At 69.3% G+C, this 22,707-nt stretch carries 13 protein-coding genes; 5 read left to right on the forward strand and 8 right to left on the reverse strand.

Annotated elements, in window-relative coordinates:
* Positions 1 to 35: 35 nt before the first annotated feature.
* The 7 genes from ASD33_RS11410 to ASD33_RS11440 form a co-directional block, all read right to left on the reverse strand.
* Positions 36 to 557: an SMI1/KNR4 family protein gene (locus ASD33_RS11410; protein ID WP_056557513.1), complete on the reverse strand. Its 522-nt coding sequence runs from the start codon at positions 555 to 557 to the stop codon at positions 36 to 38.
* Between the two features lie 13 nt (positions 558 to 570).
* Complete coding sequence (locus ASD33_RS11415; RefSeq protein ID WP_079044715.1) at positions 571 to 9,156, reverse strand: DNRLRE domain-containing protein; 8,586 nt, start codon at positions 9,154 to 9,156, stop codon at positions 571 to 573.
* A 545-nt stretch (positions 9,157 to 9,701) separates the two neighbouring features.
* The gene (locus tag ASD33_RS11420) at positions 9,702 to 10,370 is read right to left on the reverse strand and encodes a potassium-transporting ATPase subunit C (protein WP_056557515.1); all 669 of its coding nucleotides are present in this window, start codon (positions 10,368 to 10,370) and stop codon (positions 9,702 to 9,704) included.
* A 6-nt stretch (positions 10,371 to 10,376) separates the two neighbouring features.
* Positions 10,377 to 12,488, reverse strand: coding sequence for a potassium-transporting ATPase subunit KdpB (gene kdpB, locus ASD33_RS11425; protein ID WP_056557517.1), 2,112 nt, complete (start codon positions 12,486 to 12,488; stop codon positions 10,377 to 10,379).
* A complete protein-coding gene (gene kdpA, locus ASD33_RS11430) occupies positions 12,485 to 14,149 on the reverse strand; it encodes a potassium-transporting ATPase subunit KdpA (protein ID WP_056557519.1) in 1,665 nt (554 codons plus the stop codon). Before kdpA ends, kdpB begins: the two co-directional genes overlap by 4 nt.
* A gap of 8 nt (positions 14,150 to 14,157) precedes the next feature.
* Positions 14,158 to 14,247, reverse strand: a complete 90-nt coding sequence (kdpF, locus tag ASD33_RS11435; RefSeq protein WP_033204243.1) for a K(+)-transporting ATPase subunit F — start codon at positions 14,245 to 14,247, stop codon at positions 14,158 to 14,160.
* Between the two features lie 373 nt (positions 14,248 to 14,620).
* Positions 14,621 to 15,811, reverse strand: coding sequence for a cytochrome P450 (locus ASD33_RS11440; protein WP_056557522.1), 1,191 nt, complete (start codon positions 15,809 to 15,811; stop codon positions 14,621 to 14,623).
* Between the two features lie 435 nt (positions 15,812 to 16,246).
* Here ASD33_RS11440 and ASD33_RS11445 point away from each other — a divergent pair, with 435 nt between their 5' ends.
* The 5 genes from ASD33_RS11445 to ASD33_RS11465 all read left to right on the forward strand — a co-directional run bounded on the left by ASD33_RS11445 (position 16,247) and on the right by ASD33_RS11465 (position 21,315).
* Positions 16,247 to 18,202, forward strand: coding sequence for an APC family permease (locus ASD33_RS11445; protein ID WP_056557523.1), 1,956 nt, complete (start codon positions 16,247 to 16,249; stop codon positions 18,200 to 18,202).
* Between the two features lie 39 nt (positions 18,203 to 18,241).
* A complete protein-coding gene (locus tag ASD33_RS11450) occupies positions 18,242 to 18,940 on the forward strand; it encodes a hypothetical protein (protein ID WP_157870025.1) in 699 nt (232 codons plus the stop codon).
* A gap of 101 nt (positions 18,941 to 19,041) precedes the next feature.
* On the forward strand, positions 19,042 to 19,530 hold the full coding sequence (locus tag ASD33_RS11455) for a DUF1269 domain-containing protein (RefSeq protein ID WP_056557528.1): 489 nt from the start codon (positions 19,042 to 19,044) through the stop codon (positions 19,528 to 19,530).
* Between the two features lie 98 nt (positions 19,531 to 19,628).
* Positions 19,629 to 20,723 carry a hypothetical protein gene (locus ASD33_RS11460; protein WP_056557530.1) on the forward strand — a complete coding sequence of 365 codons (1,095 nt, stop codon included), beginning with the start codon at positions 19,629 to 19,631 and terminating at the stop codon, positions 20,721 to 20,723.
* Positions 20,724 to 20,814: 91 nt separating this feature from the next.
* On the forward strand, positions 20,815 to 21,315 hold the full coding sequence (locus ASD33_RS11465; RefSeq protein WP_056557532.1) for a DUF1269 domain-containing protein: 501 nt from the start codon (positions 20,815 to 20,817) through the stop codon (positions 21,313 to 21,315).
* Between the two features lie 78 nt (positions 21,316 to 21,393).
* Here the strand turns inward: ASD33_RS11465 and ASD33_RS11470 are convergent, their stop codons facing one another.
* A complete protein-coding gene (locus tag ASD33_RS11470) occupies positions 21,394 to 22,674 on the reverse strand; it encodes an arginine deiminase (RefSeq protein ID WP_056557534.1) in 1,281 nt (426 codons plus the stop codon).
* Positions 22,675 to 22,707: the final 33 nt, after the last annotated feature.

The raw sequence follows: 22,707 nt of genomic DNA on the forward strand, positions 1-22,707 counted from the left end.
CCGGGGGGTACCTCCGCGTTCGTCCGCGTTCTTCCTCAGGGAAGAGGCTCGTAGAACGGTCCGTCAGGCGCGCGGTCGCGCACGCACAGCATCACGTCCCGCCCCTTGAGATACGCCAGCAGCCATTCGCCGAACGTCATCTCGTAGAGGGTCCACGAGGGGCTGTCCATCTCCTGGACCACGACCCGCCAGGGCGACGAGGGCTCGTCGGGGACGCGAAGGAAGATCGCCTCGCCCGACGTGGCCGACGCCACCGGGATCACTTCGCCCGGGGCCGTCCCCGCCCGGCTGGGCAGGAACTCGGCCATGTCCTCCTCGCGCCAGAAATCGAGGTCCATCCTGAGCTCCTTGCCCAGGTTGTGCAGGAGATGGCTCGCGGGGTGCTTCAGAAACAGCTGTCCGTTGATCGAGACCGAACCGTAGGCGTCCACGACCTCGCGGAAGTCCGCGGGGAACGCGACGCCGAACTCCTGCTCCAGCTCGGTCCACGGGGCCGGATCCGACCAGTTGAACCGGGATTCGCCCAACAGGGCTCGTATCTCGGAGAGCGTTGCCACTACGGGGCCCCTTCTAGCACGTCGAGCCGATGCCGGTCGGGGAGTTGATCGCGGTGCACGAATAGCTCTCCACGATGTCCCCCTGGGGGCCGTACGCGGTCATTCCCACCTGCACGAGCGTGGGGACGGCCGAATGCGGGTCACCGTAGATGGGCACGACCGACATGAACAGTTTGTTGTCGCCAGTCAAATGCTTCCATCCGAAGGATTCAACTTTGCTGGCCATCCGCGCGTTCGCCCTGCCGTGCAGAGCGACGAGGTTGCGGACGTCCTGGCCCGTGCCCTTGCCCCAGTATCCGATCAGGTGCCCTGCCTGCGGGCTTCCGCCGCCGGCGGCGATCTCACCCATGCCGTCGGGCTGCACGGAGGGCTCGCACTCGGGGCACTTGGGAAGGCCGCCGGCCCCGGTGCGCGACCTGCGGTCGGCCTTGGTCAGGAAGGCCCAGGCACCGGTCGCCCGGCAGCCCTTGTTCCCCTGGTGGTCCGTGTACTCCTCCAGGCCGCCGTAGACCCGCCCGCCGTCGACCAGCGGCATCGGGTCGCACGTCGGGTTGTTGGTGTCGGTGGTCCGCGGCGCGGGCCGGGGCTGGGGGCCCGGCGACGGCTGCGGGGTGGGACCCGGACGCGGTTCGTCGTCGGACGAGGAGTCGGAGTCGACGTCGCTCGCCGAGGGCATCAGCATGCTGCCGAGGGCCGTGCTCGCGTCCGCGAGGTTCTGCTGGCCCTGCGGCGTCGCCGCGTACAGCGCCGTGACGAGCGCCGCGCCCGCCCACCAGATCAGCGGGATGGCGAAGTGGCCGTCCAGCTCGACGAGGCTGGTGGGGTTGCCGCCGGTGAAGGCGTACCGGTTCCCGGTGAAGGGGTCCGAGCCGAGCTTCATGTCGGCGAGGGCGCCGTTGTACATGTCCCGGGTGGTGAAGCGGTTGAGCCCCGGGTTGTAGTCGCGGAAGCCCATGTCGTACGTGCCGGACTGGGCGTCCCAGCGCTTGGCGTTGTAGCGGTAGGGGTTGTACTCCTCCTTGTCCGGCTGGCCGCTCTCGGGCTTGTCGATGCCGGTGAACTCGGTGGCGTCGTTGTTGCCGTAGGCGGTGTAGCCGTAGGTCGCCTTGGTGTCGCCGTTCTTGTCGGTCAGGGTCTCGACGTCGGTGTGGCTGTTGTAGCCGTAGTAGCCGTCCTCCGTCGTCCCGTCGGTGTTGTGCTTGGTCTGCGAGAGCCGCTCGCCCCAGGGGCTGTACTGGAACGACTTGGTCAGCGCGCCGGCGACCTTCTCGTCGAGGACCTCGCTGGACAGGCCGAGGTACTCGAAGTCGGTGGTCTTGCCGGCCGCCGTCTTGGAGGCGGTGCGGTCCAGCGGGTCGAAGGTGTACGTCGTCGACTTCATCGCGCCGCCGGCGTCCAGCTTCTGGGACTCCACGACGTGGTCGAAGCCGTCGTACACGCTCCGCTCGACGACCTTGCCGCCGGAGCTGACCGACTGCTGGCGCCCGAAGGGGTCGTAGCTGTAGTCGGCCGGCGTGGCGCCCGAGGTCGTCGCGGTCAGCAGCCTGTTCCGGTCGTACCGGAACGTGGTGGTCGCGCCCTTCACGGTCTGGCTGATGACGTTGGCGTTGTCGTCGTGGAGGTACGTCTCCGTGCCCGCGCCGTTGCCCGTCTTGACCGACTTGGTGAGCCGGTCGGCCGGGTCGTAGGTCAGGTCGGTCGTGGAGTCGAGGTACGCCGTGCGGTTGTCGGCGTTCATCTTCTTCGCGACGTCCTGCGACTTGTTGCCGTTGGCGTCGTAGGCGTACGTGTGGGAGGCGACCAGCGTGGTGCCGTCCGCCTTCTTCTCCGTCGTCGACTTCAGCGCCGCGTCGAGGAAGTAGGTGTAGTCGACCGTGTTGCCGTTGTCCTTGGTCTCCTTCAGCTTCTGGCCGCGGTCGGTGTACGTGTACGAGGTGACCTTGGGGTCACCGTCCGTCGGGGACTTGCCGACGGACACCGACTTGACCTTCTCGCGGAGGTCGTAGGTGTACTTGGAGAACTGACTGGGGTGGGTGACCGTGTCCGACTGCCCGTTGGCGTCGTACGTGTACGTGGTCGCCTTCTTCTCGACGCCGGCGAGCGACTCCGTCACCTTCTGGACCTGGTTGAGGCCGGTGTAGGCGATGGCGTAGGCGTCGACCTTCGTCCCCGGCGAGGTGTCGCCGATCGACGTCAGGTTGCCGTTGGCGTCGTACGAGTAGCTGAAGGTCCGCTTCTCGTTGTCGGTCTCCGCGGCGTTGTCACGGACCAGCTTGACGCCGTCCGCGACCACGGCGCCCGCGCTGTTCTGGTCCAGCTTGAGCGTGGCCCCCTCGCTCTGCTTGAGGGCGTAACTGCCGAGGGCGACCCAGGTGCCGGTGGCGGCGTTCTGGTCCTTGGTGACCGCCGGTTCGGTGGTCGTGCCGTGGGTGAGCGTGTACTTCGCGGCCGTGGCGGCCCCGGTCACCTTCGGGTACGTCACGTACGCGGTGTACGTGCCGTCCTTGGGGATGTCGAGCGTCCAGGTGAAGGCGTCCGTGCCCGCGCCCGCCGCGTGGGTGCGGTGGTCGTAGCCCTGCTGCCCGGTGATGTCCCCGGTGGCCCAGGTGCCCGTGGCGGTGGTGTGCTGGGTGTCGGAGTTGTCCACGAGGACCACCGACCTGCCCACCGGAACACCGTCGTCGGAGCGCGACCTGACCTTGCCGTCCGGGTAGAACGACCAGGTCATGGTGCGGTTGGACGAGCCACCGGCCGAGGTCAGCGTCCTGGCGGTCTGCTGGCCGACCGCGTTGTAGTCGTAGGTGGTGGAGATGTCCCACGGGTCCGTGGTGCTCTTGGTCCAGCCGTTGTCGAAGTAGTCGACCTTGGTGACGTTGCGGACCGTCTGCCCCTCGGAGGGCGGCATCGAGGTCGTGGAGACCCGGCCCACGGCGTCGTACGCGGTCTCGGTGTAGACGTTCGGATCGTTGTGGCGGGTGTCCGCCGGGTCGTACGGCTGGTACTGGCGCTTGGGCCGGTTCAGCGCGTCGTACTCGGTGCGGGAGGTGAACGCGGTGGTCGTCCCGGCCTCGACGGCGCGCGGGCTGATCACCTTGGTGGCGTTGCCGACCTGGTCGTACTCGTACCGGGTCGTGCGGTACAGGATCGGCGAGGTGCCGCTGCGCGGGACCTTGACCTCGGTCTGCTTGCCGCGCTCGTCGTAGGTGACGAGCGTGGTGTTGTTCTCCGCGTCCGTCGTGGAGACGACCAGGTTGTCCTTGTCGTAGGCCTTCCTGGTGGTCTTGCCGGCGGCGTCCGTGACCGCGGTGACCCGGTGGTTCAGGTCGAAGGCGGACAGGGTGCTGTAGTCGGCGGGGTCGGCGGTGGCGTTCTTCTTCGGGTCGACGACCTTGGTCGTGTTGCCGACGTTGTCGTACTCGTAGCTGACCCGGTCGCCGTTCGCGTTGGTGACGGAGGTGAGCTGGTAGATCTCGTTGTAGTAGTTGGTCGTGACGAAGTCCGTCGCGTCCGCCGCGGTCAGCGAACCCTTCGGCTCGGTCGTCGTCCTGAGGTTGCCGACCTTGTCGTACGTGTAGGTCGTCTTCCGCTCGTCCGACGTCGGCGTGTACTTCGGCTCGGTCGCCGAGGTGATCTGGTCGGCCGCGTCGTAGACCGCCTCGGACACCGCGCCGTTGGGCGCCGTCGACGTGGTGACGTTGTCGTTGGCGTCGTAGACGGGTGCCGGAGCGGTGATCAGGTCACCGGTGGCCTGGTTCTTGGGCTCGGTCTTGACCAGCGGGCGGCCGTAGACGTCGTACGTCTGGGTGGTCTTCTTGCCCAGCGCGTCGACGACCTCGCGGACCTGGCCGCGCTCGTCGTAGACGAAGGTCGACGCCTTGCCGAGCGCGTCGGTCATCGTCGCCGGGAAGCCGGTGGGCCCGAAGCCGCTGTTGGTGTCGGCGTTGCCGTTGGCGTCGACCGCGCGGGTCAGCTGGCCGTAGGCGTCGTACTCGTACGAGGTGGTGTAGTCCCCCGCCGTCGTGGTGGCGACGCCCTTCGGGTCGGTGACCGTCTTCAGGTTGCCGAAGGTGTCGTAGCCGAACTGCCAGGTCCGGCCCTCCGGGGAGGTCTTGGTGAAGATGTCGGCCGAGTAGCCGTCGGCACGCGTCTGGTACGCGTACCGGGAGGAGTTCGCCGGGTAGACGCCCGGGGCGCACTCGCTCTGGGCGGGCACGCCCGCCTTGTTGTTCTCCGCGTCGCGCTTCCAGAGCGGGTAGCCCGTCTTCTGGTCGTAGCAGTACGCGGTCCTGGCGCCGTTGCTCTCCTCCGTGTACGTGACGTTGTTGTCCGCGTCCCACGACATCTTCATGGCCTGCGACTTGGCGTTCGTCGACAGGACGGCGCGGCCGAAGTCGTCGGTCACGTAGTCGGAGGAACGCGACTCGGCGTCGGTGACCCGGGTGTCGGTGAACTTGGTGTTGCCGGGGTCGACGGCGTACGTGAAGCCCGTGGTGCCCTGGAGACGGTCGGTGATCGTCTTGGTCCACCAGTGGTACTTCGGGTCGTCACCGGTCTGCGGGTAGTTGTACGCCAGCGAGGTGGCGTTGCCGCGCGGGTCGGTCGCCTTGACCAGCTTGACGTTCTTGTTGCCCTGGGTGGCGTCGTACTCGAAGCCGTAGACCTTCGGCTGGGTGGACCCGGCACCGTCGGTGATCCTGGTGAGCAGGCCCTTGTCCGAGTACTCGAAGGTGACCTTGCGGTTCGAGATGTCGGTCATCGACTTGATGTGGTCGATGATCTTCGGGTTGCTGCTGTCGGCCTTGGAGTAGTACTCGATCGTGAGCGACTGCCGGCCGGCGGGGTCGGTGACGTACTTGAGGAACTTGGTCGGCTTGTTGTTCGACTTCCGTTCCTCGTAGGTGTACGTCTGCGTGTTGCCGTTCTTCTCGACGGCCGAGGTCATGTAGCCGTCGCAGCCGAAGACGAAGCGGGTGCCGTCGGGACGGGTCATCGTCCAGGCGTCCGGGACCGGGTCCTTCAGCGGGGTGCAGTCCAGGCCGGGCTTGGCGGTCAGCCGGTAGTGGACGCCTGCCGGGGCCTTCCAGGAGCCGTCCGCCTGCTCACGGAAGACGTGCGTGGTGCCGTCGCCGTCGGGGAGCCGGATCTCGGTCGGGTGCGGCTTCGGGTGGAACTCCAGCGGCGCGCCGAGCCGGATCGGGCCGGAGGCCTGGAAGGACCAGCCGGAGCCCGAGACGGTGTCGGAGGTGTCGAGGCTGTTGTACGCGAACCGGGCGAAGGTGGTGACGCCGCGGCCGGGGTTGGTGAACGCGTTGTACTGCCAGACGGTGTTGCCGGAGGCCAGGTTGGTCATGACGGTCGAGCCGGCACCGGTGTTCTTGCCCGTGTAGACGTAGAACTTCTCCATGCCGAGCTGGTTGGAGGTCGGGTCCTCCACCGCCACGTTCTGCTTCAGACCGGGGATGCCGGCGGTGCCGGACGCCCAGGTCCCCGTGGTCTTGTCGTAGACGTCCCAGTCGAGGACGTAGTCGGTCCGCTTGTTCCCCGAGTCGGAGTTGACCGGGGTCCTGACCTTCGCCTGCAGGGACACGCTGTCCCCGGGGACGACGTCGGCGGGCAGCGCGGTCTGGATCTGGTTGCCGCCGTTGGTGACGTCGGTGCCGTCCGGCAGGGACCAGGTGTAGCTGAGGACCCGGTCGGTGGCCTTCCACGTCGACGCGGTGGTGTTGGTGAGGGTGAAGTCGACCGTGTAGTCGGTGTTCGGCGTCATCCGCGCCGGGGTCTGCGGCGCGTAGTACGTCGATTCCGTGGTGGAGTCGATGTACGTGACGACCATGCGGGGCCGCAGCCGGGTCTCGGCGCCCTCCGAGGAGAGGAACAGCGTCCGTTCCTGCGCGGCGGTCTCGTCGGCCGTCCTGATGACCACGCCGTTCTGCGAGGACGGGGTGGTCACCCACGACTGGGCGAGCGAGGTGACGTTCCAGTCGTGGCGCGCCGGGTCGTTCGTCTTGGCCCCGGTGTCCGCGACGGAGGCACCGAAGTCACCGCCCGGGGCGGTCCAGGCGGTGGTGGCGTTCGCCTTGACCCAGGTGGCCGCGGCCTCGTCGAAGTCGCGGGTGAGGGGGCGCAGCTCGTAGACGGCGCCGGGGGCGTCCTGCGCGGTCTGGGTGCTCCAGAGGCGGACCTTGGCGTCCAGGACCCGGGCGGTGGCGGGGATGCCGAGGGCCGGGAACTTCAGCAGGGCGCGGGTGTCGCCGTAGGTGGCGGAGTTGTTGCCGACGGACAGCCAGTTCTTCGGTCCGCCGTCGTCGATGGTGTCGTGGGTGGACGTGGTCCGCGTCGAGGACAGGGTGGTGTCCTGCGTCGCGTCGAGGACCTTGGTCGTCCGCCCGGCCTTCGGCAGCCGGACGAGCTGCGTGGGCGCGGCGACGACCTGGCCGTCCTTCGTCCTGACCGCGACCATGTAGTAGTAGGCGCGGCCGAAGGGGTCGGGGTCGTCGGCCTTCGTCGGGGTCCCGGAGGTGTCCGTGAAGGCGGTCACCGTGGACGCGACGGGCGCGACGAGGGTCGCGGCCGAGGGCGTGAAGGTCTGGTTGATCGACCGGTGGACCTGGTACTCGACGATGTCGTCGCCGGTGGCGATCGGGTCCGGGTCCCGGTAGGCGGACCAGCTGAGCTCCGCGCCGGTGTCGTGGATCGTCGTCGGTGCGGCGAGGTCGACGCCCTGCCGGCCGAAGGTCAGGACGAGACGCGGGTAGTTGGCGGTCTCGCCGCCGTACCCGAACTCGCTGCCCTCGTAGCGCGGTCCGCCCTTGGGGCCGGTCGCGCTCTCGTCGCCGGCCTTGATCACGAAGCCGTTGTTGACGTTGGCGCCGTCGATCCAGGACTGGACGGTCCTGGTCACCGGGAAGGTGTGCCAGGTGTTCAGCTCGCCGGGCCGCTTGGTGACCACGCCGCCCTTGGTGAAGCGGACGGCGTCCGCGATCACCGAGGTCGCGGTCGACGCGGGACCGTCACCGAGGACGATCTTGCCGAGGGTGCCGGCCTTGAAGGGGTGCGAGCCGAGCGTCTTCCACACACCGGCGGTGCCGGCCTGCTGGTCGACGCTGTACACCTTGCTGCCGCCGTCGTAGGTGACGGTGTACGGGGCGTTCGTCGCGCGGTCGGAGGCGGGGATGCTGTGCGCCTCGACCTGGTAGGTACCGTCCTCGGGCAGACTCGGCTGCCAGGTGTACGTGTCGCCCGCGACGGCGCCCTTGTTGTACAGGTAGTCCTGGTTGACGGCGTACTGCGTGTACGCGGTGTTCCCCGACGCCGGCCAGGCGCCGACGGCGGCCGTCCGTCCGGTGTCGCCGTCGTCGACCACGACGGAGGTGCCCGACAGCTCGCCGGTGAGCGCGTTGGCGTTGCTCCAGGTGGCCTGGGCCTCGGTCCAGGCCTGGGTGGCGCGGTGCGCCTCCAGCTGGACCTCGGTGTCACCGGTGGTGTGGGTCTGGTCGAAGTACAGCTTCAGATCGGCCGAGTCGAGCTTGGTGCCGGCCGGGACGCCGGTCAGCGGGAACCGCAGCAGGGCGCGCGAGGCGCCGGTGCTGGTGTTGCCGACCGACAGCCGCCAGTTGTCGTCGTAGTTCGTCGTCGGGCCGTCCGAGGAGATCATCACGTCCTGCGCCGTGGACGGCGTGGGAGCGATCGAGATCGTCGGGTCGATCGTGACGGGGTACCTGCGCGCGGGCGCGGCCAGCCAGGCCGCGTCCGGGACGACGGTGAGCTTCCAGCCCTTGCCCGCGCGGGTGAGCCGCTGCTCGACGTCGCCGCTGTAGCCGGTGCCGTACGGCGAGCGGGCGTCGGCGGCGGCGTCCGTCATGAACGCGGCCGGGATCACCAGGACGGGGTCGGCGCCCTCGGCGTAGAAGCCGATCGAGCCGTCCTTGCCCGCCCTCGGCGTGAGCCCGCCGGAGTCCAGGGTGAACGTGAACGCCACCGGGCCGGCGGGCCGCCGGTCGAGGACGATGTTCTCCTTCACCCGTCCCGGGCCCACCTGGTACGACAGGTCGGCGCCGTGGACGGCGTCCTTGTACGTGACGGTGTCGCCCTCGGCCACCGGGGCGAGGGCGGCGGCGCCCTGCAGGCCCAGGGTCACGGCGTGCCCGTCGGCGGCCTCGAACCGCAGCAGCCTGCCGGGGTCGGTGCCGAACCAACTGCGGGCGGTGTTGGTCGCGTTGGTGTACGCGAAGTCACCGCCGGCGGTCCGTACGACCCTCGGGTCGATGCCCTTCCAGGACTTCCCCGCCCGGTACGCCGTCGGCACGGCCGACACCTCGGCCTGGACCCGGCCGTCGGACAGCTGCCAGTAGCGGGCGGTCGGCGTGCGCCGGCCCGTCAGCTCCGCGACCCGCTGGGGCTTGGCCGCCGCCTTGCCCTTCGGCAGCCGCTCCCGGCTGGGCAGCACCGGCGTCCCGCCGGTGGCGGGCTGCGACGGCGGGACGGGCGCGTCGGCCCTGCCTTCGCCCTCGTCGTCCGAGAACCACCCCGAGAGGGCGTCGACAATACCCTCGCCGTCATCGGCGGAAACCGGTGCGGCATAAGCCACTTGTGGCAACATGGTCCCGGCGATGGCCGAGACCACGAGGCAGGCTATCGCCCGCCCGTATCTGAATCTCACGCGAATCCCTTCCAAGAACCCCTCGCGCGAACACGCGAACGGAAGCGCGCCGACGCGCCCGGCAAGGGACCTCCCCCACCGGCGCGCACGCACCCGACCACCCCCGGAAACACCTCAGGACACGCCAAACCAGGCCACCTCCCGAACGGGGAGACGGCCTTGCGTGAAGTGCGCCGAGGACGGCGGGGGAGATTCTTATTCACGGGAATGACACCCCGTCAAGCGTCCGGCCAAATAGTGCATTTCACTGAGGGAATCGCGGGGAGACCTGACGAGTGGGGGCATTTGTCGGGGAGTTGGAATTCAATGCCCTGAATGATGTAGAGGGCGGACGCGAAAGGGCGGCCGTATCGCCGCCCGGAGGACTCGTGACGGGCCGGGCCGGCGCACGCCGAAGCCGCCGGCCGAGATCGGCCGGCGGCTCCTGTCGCGCCGCGGCGGTGTGAGGACCGGGCCGCCCGGCTCCCGTTCCGCCGCAGCGGGGATCAGCTCTCGATCAGCTCCTTGAGTGCGGTGTTGAGCTTCAGGACGTTGACGCGGGGTTCGCCGATGAAGCCGAGGATGCGGTCGTCGGTGTGGTCGGTGACGAGCTTGTCGACCTGGCCGACGGTGAGCTTGTTGCGCTCGGCGACCCGGTGGACCTGGAGTCGCGCGTACTCGGGGGAGATGTGCGGGTCCAGGCCGGAGCCGGAGGAGGTGACGGCCTCGGCAGGGACGTCGGAGGGGCTCACCTTGTGGCCGACCGTGGAGTTGTCCTTGATGACGGCGGCCTTGGCGTCCTTGACCCACTGGATCAGGTCCGCGTTGTCCCCGGAGCGGTTCGTGGCGCCGGACAGGATGATCGCGTACTGGGGGTTGACGCTGTTGGTGCCGAGGCCGTTGGACGGGCGGGGCTGGAACCAGCGCAGGTCGGGGGCCGGGGTCTCCTCGCCGTCCTTCAGGGGCAGGTCGTAGCGCTGCCCGATGAGCTCGGAGCCGACGACCTTCCCGCTCGCGTCCTCGATCTCGGAGCCGTTCGCCTTCCCGGGAAAGGCCACCTGCGCGATCCCGGTCACGGCGAGCGGATAGAGCACGCCACAGACCACGGTCAGGACGAGGAGGGCGCGCAGGCCCGCCCACAGGACACGGCCGGTGTTCGCTGCTGAGTTGTTCATCGTGGGTCAGCCGATTCCGGGGATGAGGGAGAGGAGCATGTCGATGATCTTGATGCCGATGAACGGGGCGATCAGCCCGCCGAGTCCGTAGATCCCGAGGTTCCGCCGGAGCATCGAGTCGGCACTGGAGGGCCGGTAGCGGACGCCCTTGAGGGCGAGGGGGACGAGGGCGACGATGATCAGGGCGTTGAAGACGACGGCGGAGAGGATCGCGGACTCGGGCGAGGCCAGGCCCATGATGTTGAGCTTGTCCAGCGACGGGTAGGCGACGGCGAACATCGCGGGAATGATCGCGAAGTACTTCGCCACGTCGTTGGCGATCGAGAACGTCGTCAACGCCCCCCGGGTGATGAGGAGTTGCTTCCCGATCTCGACGATCTCGATCAGCTTGGTCGGGTTGGAGTCGAGGTCGACCATGTTGCCGGCCTCCTTCGCGGCCGACGTGCCCGTGTTCATCGCGACACCCACATCCGCCTGCGCGAGCGCGGGTGCGTCGTTGGTGCCGTCGCCGGTCATCGCGACGAGCTTCCCGCCCGCCTGCTCGCGCTTGATGAGGGCCATCTTGTCCTCGGGAGTGGCCTCGGCGAGGAAGTCGTCGACACCGGCCTCCTCGGCGATGGCCTTCGCGGTCAGCGGGTTGTCACCCGTGATCATGATCGTCTTGATGCCCATCCGGCGCAGCTCGTCGAACCGCTCCCGCATGCCCTCCTTCACCACGTCCTTCAGGTGGATCACACCGAGAACGCGGGCGCCCTTGTCGTCCTCCAGTGCCACGAGGAGCGGGGTGCCGCCGGCCTGGGAGATCCGGTCCGTGAGCGCCTGCGCGTCCTCCGCGACACGGCCGCCGCGCTCCTCCACCCAGGCCACGACCGAGCCGGTCGCGCCCTTGCGGACCTTGCGCCCGTCGACGTCGACACCGGACATGCGGGTCTGGGCGGTGAACTCGATCCAGGCGGCGCCGGCCAGTTCGCCCTGGTGACGCTCGCGCAGCCCGTACTTCTCCTTCGCGAGGACGACGATCGAGCGGCCCTCGGGGGTCTCGTCGGCGAGGGAGGAGAGCTGGGCGGCGTCGGCGAGTTCGGCCGCCGTGGTGCCCTTCACGGGGACGAACTCGGCCGCCTGCCGGTTGCCGAGCGTGATCGTGCCCGTCTTGTCCAGCAGCAGCGTGGAGACGTCGCCCGCCGCCTCGACCGCGCGGCCGGACATGGCGAGGACGTTGCGCTGGACGAGGCGGTCCATGCCCGCGATGCCGATCGCGGAGAGCAGCGCACCGATGGTGGTCGGGATCAGGCAGACGAGCAGGGCGGCGAGGACGATCATCGAGGTCTGCTTGTCGGCGCCGGCGTAGACCGCGAACGGCTTCAGCGTGACCACGGCCAGCAGGAAGACGATCGTCAGCGACGCGAGCAGGATGTTGAGGGCGATCTCGTTCGGCGTCTTCTGCCGGGCGGCGCCCTCGACCAGGTTGATCATCCGGTCGATGAAGGTCTCGCCCGGCTTCGTCGTGATCTTGATGACGATCCGGTCCGAGAGCACCTTCGTACCACCCGTCACCGCGCACCGGTCACCGCCGGACTCCCGGATCACGGGCGCGGACTCGCCGGTGATCGCGGACTCGTCGACCGACGCGACGCCCTCGACGACGTCACCGTCGCCGGGGATGACGTCGCCGGCCTCGCAGACCACCAGGTCCCCGATCCGCAGCTCGGTCCCCGCGATCTGTTCCTCGCTCCTGCCGTCCGTGGTCAGACGGCGGGCAACGGTGTCGGTCTTGGCCTTGCGCAGAGTGTCCGCCTGCGCCTTGCCCCGGCCCTCGGCCACCGCCTCCGCCAGATTGGCGAAGATCGTCGTCAGCCACAGCCAGACCGTGATCGCCCAGCCGAACCAGTCCCCCGGGTTCATGACCGCCAGCACAGTGGTCACCACCGAACCCACCAGCACCACGAACATCACGGGCGACTTGACCATCACCCGGGGATCGAGCTTCCTGACCGCGTCGGGGAGGGACGTGAGCAGTTGCTTGGGGTCGAACAGTCCCCCGCCGACGCGTCCGGCCTCGGCCGGACGGCCGCCGGGCGTCTCCGCGTGCGGAGGCCGGGTGGGAGTGATGGTGCTCATGCTGCGAGCCCTTCGGCGAGCGGTCCCAGCGCGAGGGCCGGGAAGTAGGTGAGACCGGTGATGATCAGGATCGTGCCGACCAGCAGGCCCGTGAACAGCGGCTTCTCGGTCCGCAGCGTGCCCGCCGTCTCGGGGACGGGCGTCTGCTCGGCGAGCGACCCGGCCAGCGCGAGGACGAACACCATCGGCAGGAACCGGCCCAGGAGCATCGCGATACCGATGGTCGAGTTGAACCACTGGGTGTCCGCGTTCAGACCCGCGAACGCCGAGCCGTTGTTGTTCGCCCCGGACGTATAGGCGTAGAGGATCTCGGAGAATCCGTGCGCGCCGGAGTTCGTCATCGAGTGCGACGGCGTGTCCAGCGCCATGGCGACGGCGGTGAAACCGAGAACGAGAGCCGGGGTGACCAGGATGTAGCAGGCCGCGAACTTGATCTCACGGGTGCCGATCTTCTTCCCCAGATACTCCGGCGTGCGGCCGACCATCAGACCGGCGATGAACACCGCGATGACCGCCATGACCAGCATCCCGTAGAGACCGGAGCCGACACCACCCGGCGCGATCTCACCCAACTGCATCCCCAGCAGGTCGATTCCGCCGCCGAAGCCGGTGTTCGAGGAATGGAAGGAGTTCACCGCGCCGGTGGAAGTGAGCGTGGTCGCGACCGAGAAGAGCGCCGAGCCGGCGATCCCGAACCGGGTCTCCTTGCCCTCCATCGCCCCGCCGGCCAGCTCGAACGCCGGCCCCTTGCCCGCGAACTCGGTCCACAGCATCAGCCCCGTGAACAGCAGCCAGATCGTGGCCATCGTGCCGAGGATCGCGTACCCCTGCTTCAGCGAACCGACCATTCGGCCGAAGGTCCGGGTGAGCGCGAAGGGAATGACGAGGATCAGATAGATCTCGAAGAGGTTCGACAGCCCGTTGGGGTTCTCGAAGGGGTGGGCCGAATTGGCGTTGAAGTAACCGCCACCGTTCGTACCCAGTTCCTTGATGACCTCCTGCGAGGCCACCGCCCCACCGTTCCACTGCTGCGACCCACCACCGAACTGACCGACCTCGTGAATGCCGGAGAAGTTCTGGATCGCGCCGCACGCCACCAGCACGAGCGCGCCGATCACCGCGATGGGCAGCAGGATCCGGACGACACCACGGACCAGATCGGCCCAGAAATTACCCAGCTCTCCCGTCCGCGACCGGGCGAAACCACGGACCAGAGCCACCGCGACCGCGATGCCCACCGCCGCCGAGACGAAGTTCTGCACCGCCAGCCCGCCGGTCTGGACGACGTGCCCCATGGCCTGCTCGCCGTAGTACGACTGCCAGTTCGTGTTCGCCACGAACGACGCGGCCGTGTTGAACGCCTGGTCCGGGTCGATCGACACGAAGCCGAGCGAGCCCGGCAGCGCGCCCTGGAGCCGCTGGAGCAGGTAGAGGAAGAGGACGCTCACGGCGGAGAAGGCGAGGACACCGCGCAGATACGCGGGCCAGCGCATCTCCACCGACGGGTCGGCACCAATGACCTTGTAGATCCACTTCTCCACCCGCAGATGCCTGTCGGAGGAGTAGACCCGCGCCATGTGATCGCCCAGCGGCCGGTACGACAGACCGAGCGCGACGACCAGCGCGAGAAGCTGGAGAAGCCCAGCGAGGACGGGACTCATATCCGTACTCAGAACCTCTCCGGCTTGACGAGGGCGAGGACGAGATATCCCAGCAGGGCGGCGGCCACGAGCAGGCCGACGATGTTCTCGGCACTCACAGCTTCGCCACCCCCCTGGCGATGAGGGCCACCAGCGCGAAGACCGCGACCGTGGTGACGACGAAGGCCACGTCGGCCATCGTGAGCTCCCGGAGAAGAAGGAAGAACGGATTCTCTGACGAGATGAGAAAACCGCTTTCCAGCCGGGGGTCGGCGCTCGTTAACGCCCCTCATACGGCGCGCGGGCCGCTCTTGACGGGTCTTCTACGGCAGGGGGGCCGCACGGGCTCACATGGGGTGACGGACGGGGGCGCGCGGTCCGCCTCACGTGGGGTGACGGACGGGGACGTGCGGGCCGCCTCACGTGGGGAGACGGACGGGGGCGCACGGTCCGCCCGTCACCGGCCGGCGCTCCGTCCGTCACCGCTCGCGGTCACGCGTCCCAGGTGACCGGGAGGCTCTTCACCCCGAAGATGTCCGCGGTCTCCGGGCGCAGGACGACCTCCTCGGCCGGTACGGCCAGACGGAGCGTGGGGAAGCGGTCGAGGAGCGCGGCGAAGGCGACCCGCATCTCGACCCGGGCGAGCTGGTGGCCCAGGCACAGGTGGATGCCGTGGCCGAAGGCCAGGTGTCCGCCGTCCTGACGCCCGAGGTCGAGCACGTGGGGGTCGGTGAAGCGCTCGGGGTCGTGGTCGGCCATGTGGTACGAGAGGACGACCGTCGTACCCGCCTCGATGGTCTGCCCGCCCACCTCGACGTCCTCCAGCGCCGTCCGCATGAACGACTTGGCGACGGTCAGATAGCGCAGCAGCTCCTCCACGGCCGGGTCGATGAGCTTGGGGTCGGCGCGCAGCGCGGCCAGCTGCTCCGGGTTCCGCAGGAGTGCGAAGGTGCCGAGGGACAGCATGTTCGCGGTGGTGTCGAACCCGGCCGCGAGCAGGATCAGGCTGATCCCCTTCAGTTCCTCGTCGGTCAGATCGCTGTCGGTGAGTTCGCTGAGCACGTCGTCGGTGGGGTGGGCGCGCTTGGCCGCCACCAGCCGCGCCAGGTACTCCTGGGTCGCGGTGTAGGCGGCGATCAGCTCCTCGTCGCTCACCGATCCGCCCATGAACTTGTCGATCTGTTCCTGGAACGAGTCCCGGTCCTCGTACGGGACCCCGAGCAGCTCACAGATGATGATCATGGGGATGGGCTTGGCGAACGCGGTCACGAGGTCCGTCGACGGCCCCGCCTGTTCCATGGCGTCCAGACACTCGGCGGTGATCTGCTCGACCCGCTCGGTCAGCAGGCGCATCCGGCGTGCGGTGAACCGGCCCACCAGCGGTTTCCGGTAGCGGCTGTGCTGCGGCTCGTCCATGAGGAGGAACTCGCCGGGCGGCGCCGGCGGAAGCTCGAAGTCGACGACGTTCAACAGGTCCTTGCGCGAGCTGAAGCGCGGATCGGCCAGGACGGACCGGACCAGGTCGTATCCGGTGATCAGCCAGCCGGGCTTGCCGCCGGGGTGGGCGCAGCGGCTGATCGGGCCGTGACCGCGGGCGTCGACCAGCTCCGCGGGCGGGTCGAAGGGGCAACCGGGCCGACGCTCCGTCGGCAGCGCCGCGACGGTGTACGGGGATTCACTCATGGCCATTCCTCACTTCGCGTCGATACACGTTTACACAATGTGAAAGCTACGGCGTTTCAGGAAGCTCCGTCAATCACGGTTTGACGTAACTCCAGCTCAACGGCAAGGAATTGATGCAATGACGCTGCGACCGAACGCAACGCTTCGTTGCAATGAATGAAGACGAAGGCAATGCCGGACCCGACGGCGGCACCGGCCCCCGAGCGACCCCCGAGCGACCCCGAAGCTAACCAGAAGCGCCTCCGAAGCGGTCCCGACGACCGGGCCGGCCACACGGCCCGCGGCCTGCGCATGTGAGACATCCGACGCCCGACCGGGCGATCTTGACGCTTCCCTTACGCCCACGGACGGATCAGGGCATCTCCGGCTGCTTAGGCTGACTCGGCCGCCCGTCCGGCGGCCGAACCACTGTCCGAGCACGCCCAGGAGCACCCGATGGCCATCCCGAACGAGACGCGCGGCGGCAGGCTGCGCGCGTGGATGCTGGAGGGGCTGTCCGACATGGGCAAGGGCAAGCCCTCCCGTCCCGCGGAACCCGCCCCGGACGCCGGGCACAAGGGCCAGCGCTGGTGGCGGGTGATGTGCCTGACCGGTGTCGACTACTTCTCGACGCTCGGCTACCAGCCCGGCATCGCCGCCCTGGCCGCCGGTCTCCTCTCCCCCGTGGCCACGATCGTGCTCGTGATCGTCACCCTGGCCGGCGCGCTGCCGGTCTACCGGCGGGTGGCCGAGGAGAGCCCGCGCGGCGAGGGCTCGATCTCGATGCTGTCGCGCCTGCTCTCCTTCTGGAAGGGCAAGCTGTTCGTCCTCACCCTGCTGGGCTTCGCGGCGACCGACTTCCTCATCACCATCACGCTGTCGGCCGCGGACGCGTCGACCCACCTCGTCGAGAACCCGCACCTCGCGGAGGCCCTCCACAACAAGCAGATGATCATCACCCTGGTGCTGATCGCCCTGCTCGGCGCGGTGTTCCTCAAGGGTTTCCTGGAAGCCATCGGGGTGGCCGTCGCGCTCGTCGGCCTCTATCTGACGCTCAACGTGGTCGTCGTGATCACCGGCTTCTGGCACGTGCTCACCGAGGGCCATGTCGTCACCGACTGGGCCGACGCCCTGACCGCCGAGCACGGCAACGTGTTCGCGATGGTCGGCGTCGCGCTGCTCGTCTTCCCCAAGCTGGCGCTCGGTCTGTCCGGGTTCGAGACCGGCGTCGCGGTCATGCCGCACGTCAAGGGCGACCCGGACGACACCGAGGAGCACCCCACCGGCCGTATCCGGGACACGAAGAAGCTCCTCACCACGGCCGCTGTGATCATGAGCGTCTTCCTCATCTGCACCAGCTTCATCACCACCGTGCTGATCCCGGAGAAGGAGTTCGAGTCCGGCGGCCAGGCCAACGGCCGCGCGCTCGCCTTCCTGGCGCACCAGTACCTGGGCAACACCTTCGGCACGGTCTACGACGTCTCGACCATCGCGATCCTCTGGTTCGCGGGCGCCTCGGCCATGGCCGGCCTGCTCAACCTGATGCCCCGCTACCTGCCCAAGTACGGCATGGCCCCGCACTGGGCCCGCGCCGTGCGCCCGATGGTGCTCGTCTTCACCCTGGTCGCCTTCCTGGTCACCTGGATCTTCGACGCCGACGTCGACGCCCAGGGCGGCGCGTACGCCACCGGCGTCCTGGTCCTGATCTGCTCGGCGGCCATCGCGGTGACGATCGCCGCGCGCAAGGCCGGCCAGCGCGGCTGGACGATCGGCTTCGGCGTGATCTCGGCCGTCTTCCTCTACACGACGGTCGTCAACGTCATCGAGCGCCCGGACGGCGTCAAGATCGGTGCCTGCTTCATCGCCGGCATCATCCTGATCTCCCTCCTCTCCCGGCTGGGCCGCGCCTTCGAACTGCGCGTGACCCATGTCGAGGTCGACGAGATGGGCGAACGCTTCATCCAGGACATCTCCCGCCGGACGGCCCGGTTCATCGCCAACGAACCCGACCGCCGCGACATCGCGGAGTACCGGGAGAAGATCGAGCAGATCCGCGCCGACAACGACCTCCCGACCACGGAGGACTTCGTCTTCGTCGAGGTCACCGTCACCGACCCCTCCGAGTTCGAGGCCGGGCTCACCGTCCGCGGCGAGGTCCTCCACGACCGCTACCGGGTCCTCACCGTCGAGAGCTCCTCGGTCCCCAACGCCCTCGCGGCCCTGCTCCTCCACGCCCGCGACACCACCGGCACCCGCCCCCACATCTACTTCGAGTGGACCGAGGGCAACCCCTTCGCCAACTTCCTCCGCTTCTTCCTCCTGGGTCAGGGCGAGGTGGCCCCGGTGACCCGCGAGGTCCTCCGCGAAGCGGAACCGGACCGCGCCCGCCGCCCCCGCGTCCACGTCGGCTGAGGGGGGCGAGGCCCGGCCGCGGTGCCGGCCGGGCTCGGCGTGCGGGTTCGCCCGCAGCCGGCCGCTGCCGTCAGGACCGCGTCGGCGCTGCCGGAACCGACCCGGTTCGGCGAGCCGGTCTGGCTCCAGCCCTACCCCGACCACCTTCTGGAGGACCTGCTCGACGCCCTCCCCGACCGGCAGCCGGGCCCCGAGGCACGGTACGAGCTGCGCGAGTCGGTGAGCCTGACCTTCGTCACGGCCCTCCAGCACGGCCGGGCGGTGCTGCGCGAACACCGGGCGGAGCCCGGCCACCGGCCCGCCGCGGCCGCGGGCTCGGCCCGCGAGCGGGAACTGGCGGGACTGTTCGCCACGGCCCTGGAGGCCGGCGACACCGATGCCGTGATCGCCCTGCTCGCCGAGGACTCCTGGCTGACCATGCCGCCCGAGCCGCAGCAGCACCACGGCCGCGAGTCGATCCGGGTCTTCCTGGCCGACCGCGAGCAGGCCCGCGGAGTACCGCTGCGCGCCGTCCCCGTACGGGCCAACGGCCAGCACGCGCTGGGCTGTTACCTGCCCACACCGCTCGCCGCCATCGCCCGCCCGTACGGACTGGTCGTCCTCACCGCGGACCGGGACGCGATCACCGCGATCACCTGGTTCCGCGACACGAGCGTCTACCCGGCCTTCGGCCTTCCCCGCTCCCTCCCCCATCCCCTCCCCCGCCCCCTCCCCGGAGGTCCTCACCGGACCGAGTAGCGGCCTCCCGCATATCGGGGCAGTCTCGGTATGACGTGCCTTTTCGAATGAATCGCTCGGCGGCGGATCATCAGGAAGGGCGCCGGACCGAGGAGGCGGAAGTGGGCGAGCTCATCGTCATCGGCTACGACGACGTCGACGTGGCGGACAGGGCGTTCGACACCGTGCGGGAGCTCCAGCGCGACTACGTCGTGCACCTCAACGGTCTGGCGGTCGTCGAGGTCGACGAGGACGGACAGACCCACGTCGACTCGGACAGCCGCGCCGTCGGCGCCGGCACGGCCACCGGAGCCGTGTGGGGCGCGATCTTCGGCATGCTGTTCCTCGTTCCCGGCCTCGGTCTCCTGACCGGGGCCGCGCTCGGTGGCCTCGTGGGCAGGCTGAGCAGGTCCGGCATCGACGACCAGTTCCGTCAGCAGGTGGGAGATCTGCTGAAACCCGGGACCGCCGCGGTCGTGATCATGGCTTCCAAGGTCAGCGACGACAAGTTCACGGCGGCGATGCACCAGCACGGCGGCACCGTCCTCAAGACCTCGCTCAGCGACGAGGACGAGAAGGAACTCGCGGAACAGCTCGCCGGGCTGCAATAGCGCGGTCCGGCCGCGACGGACCCCCGCCGGCTCCACGAACGTCCCCCGAATCCGTCGCGTACTCGCCCCGCGCACCTCCACCACCAGGAAGGCATCCGATGGACCCCCTGCTCACCTCGGACCAGCTCGCCGGGCTGCGCCGGCCCCGGCCCTATCCCGCCGTCTCCCTGCTGATGCCGACCCACCGGCGCGAGCCGGAGAAGGCGCAGGACTCCGTGCGGCTGCGCAATCTCGTGACCCGGGCGGAGAAGGCGCTGGAGAACGATCCCGACGTACCGCGCGAGCGGCGCGTGGAGATCGTCGACCGGCTGCGGCGGGCCGTCGCAGAGCTCGATCCGGCCCGCGCCCAGGACGGTCTGGTGATCTTCGTGGCCCAGGGCGAGCACCACGTGTGGTCGGTCGCTCGCACCGTGCCCGAACGCGTGGTGCTCGCCGACACCTTCCTCACCCGCAACCTCGTATCGGCGCAGGCCGCCGAGCAGCCGTACTGGGCGCTCGCGGTGGCCGCCGACCGGGTCTCCCTGTGGGACGGCAGCCCCGAACAGGCCACCGAGCACTCCGGGGACGGATTCCCGCTCGCGCGGAGCCTCGACGACCCGGACGCGGAACGCAAGCAACGTATCGGGGACCTGCCCAGCACCTTCCAGGACGAGGCCACCCGCCAGTTTCTGCGCGAGGCGCACGACAAGCTGCGTGCCGTCCTCGACCGCACGCCCCGCCCGCTGTACGTGCTCGGGTCGGCCGCCGCTCTCGCGCTCCTGGAGGAGCTCGGCCCGCTGGGCGCGGGCGCGGTCACGGTCCAGCACGGAGGGCTCGCCGACGGTCCGGCCACTGCTGTCGCCAAGGCCGTGGAGCCGGTCCGCACCGCGCGGGAGGCGGCGTCGACGGCCACGATCGCCGCTGAGCTGGAGGCGGCACGCGGCCGGAGGGAGTTCGCCGGCGGACTCGACGAGGTGTGGCAGGCCGTGCAGGAGGGGCGGGTGCGGCTGCTGGCCGTCGAGGAGCACTACCGCACGGTCGTACGGGAGGAGGGGGGCCATCTGGAACCCGCGGCCGCCGACCACCCCGGAGCACGGGACGACATGGTCGACGAGATCGTCGAGCAGGCCCTGGAGCGGGGGGCCGAGATCCACTTCGTACCCGACGAGGCGCTGGCCGGCCAAGGACACATCGCCGGAGTGCTGCGGTACTGACGGGCTGCTGACGGGCAGCCGTCCCGGGACGACCGGGACGGCTGCCCGTGACCCGGCGGTACCGGCAAGCCCCCTCACAAGGAGATCGCACATGTCCGAACTCATCGTCCTCGGCTACGAGGACCGTGCCGTCGCCGACAAAGCGTTCGCCGAGGTACAGCGGCTGGCCAGGGACCATGTGGTCGAACTGTCCGGACTCGCCGTCGTATCGGTCGACGAGGACGGCAAGACCCATGTGGACACACCGGCCAGAACCGAGGAGATCGCCAAGTCGGCGACCGCCGGCGCCCTGTGGGGCATGGTCTTCGGCATCCTCATCCTCACCCCGGCGATCGGCGTCGTGGGCGCGGCCGCCGGAGGCCTGATCGGCAAGCTCCAGCAGATGGGGGTCGACAACAAGTTCCGCGAGAACGTCCGTGAACTGCTCGGCCCCGGCTCTGCCGCCGTCGTCGTCATGGCCACGAAGGTCACCGAGGACCGGTTCGCCGCCGCGATGAGCCCCTTCGGCGGAGAGGTGCTCAAGACCTCGCTCTCCGAGCAGGCCGAGCGGGAGCTCGCGGAGCAGCTGGCCGGCCCCGAAGCCGCTGCCTGACACGTTGCCCGACGCGTACGAAGCGGCCGGGTCCCCACGGGACCCGGCCGCTTCGTACGCCCGGCCGCTTCGTACGCGTCAGAACGCGACCGGGTCGCGGACCAGGGGGCAGGTCATGCAGTGGCCGCCGCGGCCGCGCCCCAGCTCGGCACCGACGATCGTGATGACCTCGACGCCCGCCTCGCGGAGCAGCGTGTTCGTCTGGGTGTTGCGGTCGTACGTGAAGACGACGCCCGGCTCCAGGGCGACGGCGTTGTTGCCGCTGTCCCACTGCTGCCGTTCCGAGGCGTAGACGTCACCACCCGTCCCGATCACCCGTAGCTGGGGCAGGCCGAGGGCCTTGGCCACCACGTCCACGAACGCGGCACCGCCCTCGTCGGTGATCTCGACGCCCGGCGCCTTGTCGGAAGGACGCAGGGAGAAGGTGCGCACGGCGTCCATGATCTTCGGGTAGAGGGTGACGACGTCGCGGTCCGCGAAGGTGAAGACGGTGTCGAGGTGCATGGCGGAGCGGAGCTTCGGCATGCCGGCGACGACGACGTGCTCGGCCGCACCGCGGTCGAAGAGGGCCCGGGCGACCTGGGTGATGGCCTGACGGGAGGTCCGCTCGCTCATGCCCATGAGGACGACGCCGTTGCCCACGGGCATGATGTCGCCGCCCTCGAACGTGGCCTGGCCCCAGTCCTGTTCGGGATCGCCCCACCAGACCGTCGCGCCCCTGTAGTGCGGGTGGAAGGTGTAGACGGCCTTCATCAGCAGGGTCTCGCCGTGCCGGGCGGGCCAGTACAGCGGATTGAGCGTGACTCCCCCGTACAGCCAGCAGGTGGTGTCGCGGGTGTAGAGGGTGTTGGGCAGCGGGGGCATCAGGTACTCCCGTGCGCCGACCCCCTCCCTGGCGAGCGACACGTATCCGGAGCGGAAGTCCTCCGGCAGGTCGGCGGTGGACAGGCCGCCGATGAGGAACTCGGCGAGCCGGCGCGGGGCGAGGGATTCGAGGTAGGCCCGGGTGTCGTCGACCAGGCCGAGTCCGACCTCGTTGGGGACGATCTTCCGGTCGAGGAGCCAGTCCCTCGCTTCCGGGAGGGCCATGGTCTCCGCGAGGAGGTCGTGCAGTTCGACGACGTCGACGCCGCGCCGGGTGAGTTCGCCGACGAAGTCGGCGTGGTCGCGCTGGGCGTTCTCCACCCACATGACGTCGTCGAAGAGCAGATCGTCGGAGTTGGTCGGGGTGAGCCGGCGGTGGGCGAGTCCCGGGGAGCAGACGAGCACCTTGCGCAGGCGTCCGACCTCGGAGTGAACGCCGAGGTCGGGGGTCACGGTACCGGTACCGGTACCGGTACCGGTCTCGGGGAGGGTCATGAGCAGCCTTTCCGGTGAAGCGGCGGATACGGG

This window comes from Streptomyces sp. Root1304, from assembly GCF_001426405.1.
Classification (GTDB): Bacteria; Actinomycetota; Actinomycetes; order Streptomycetales; family Streptomycetaceae; genus Streptomyces.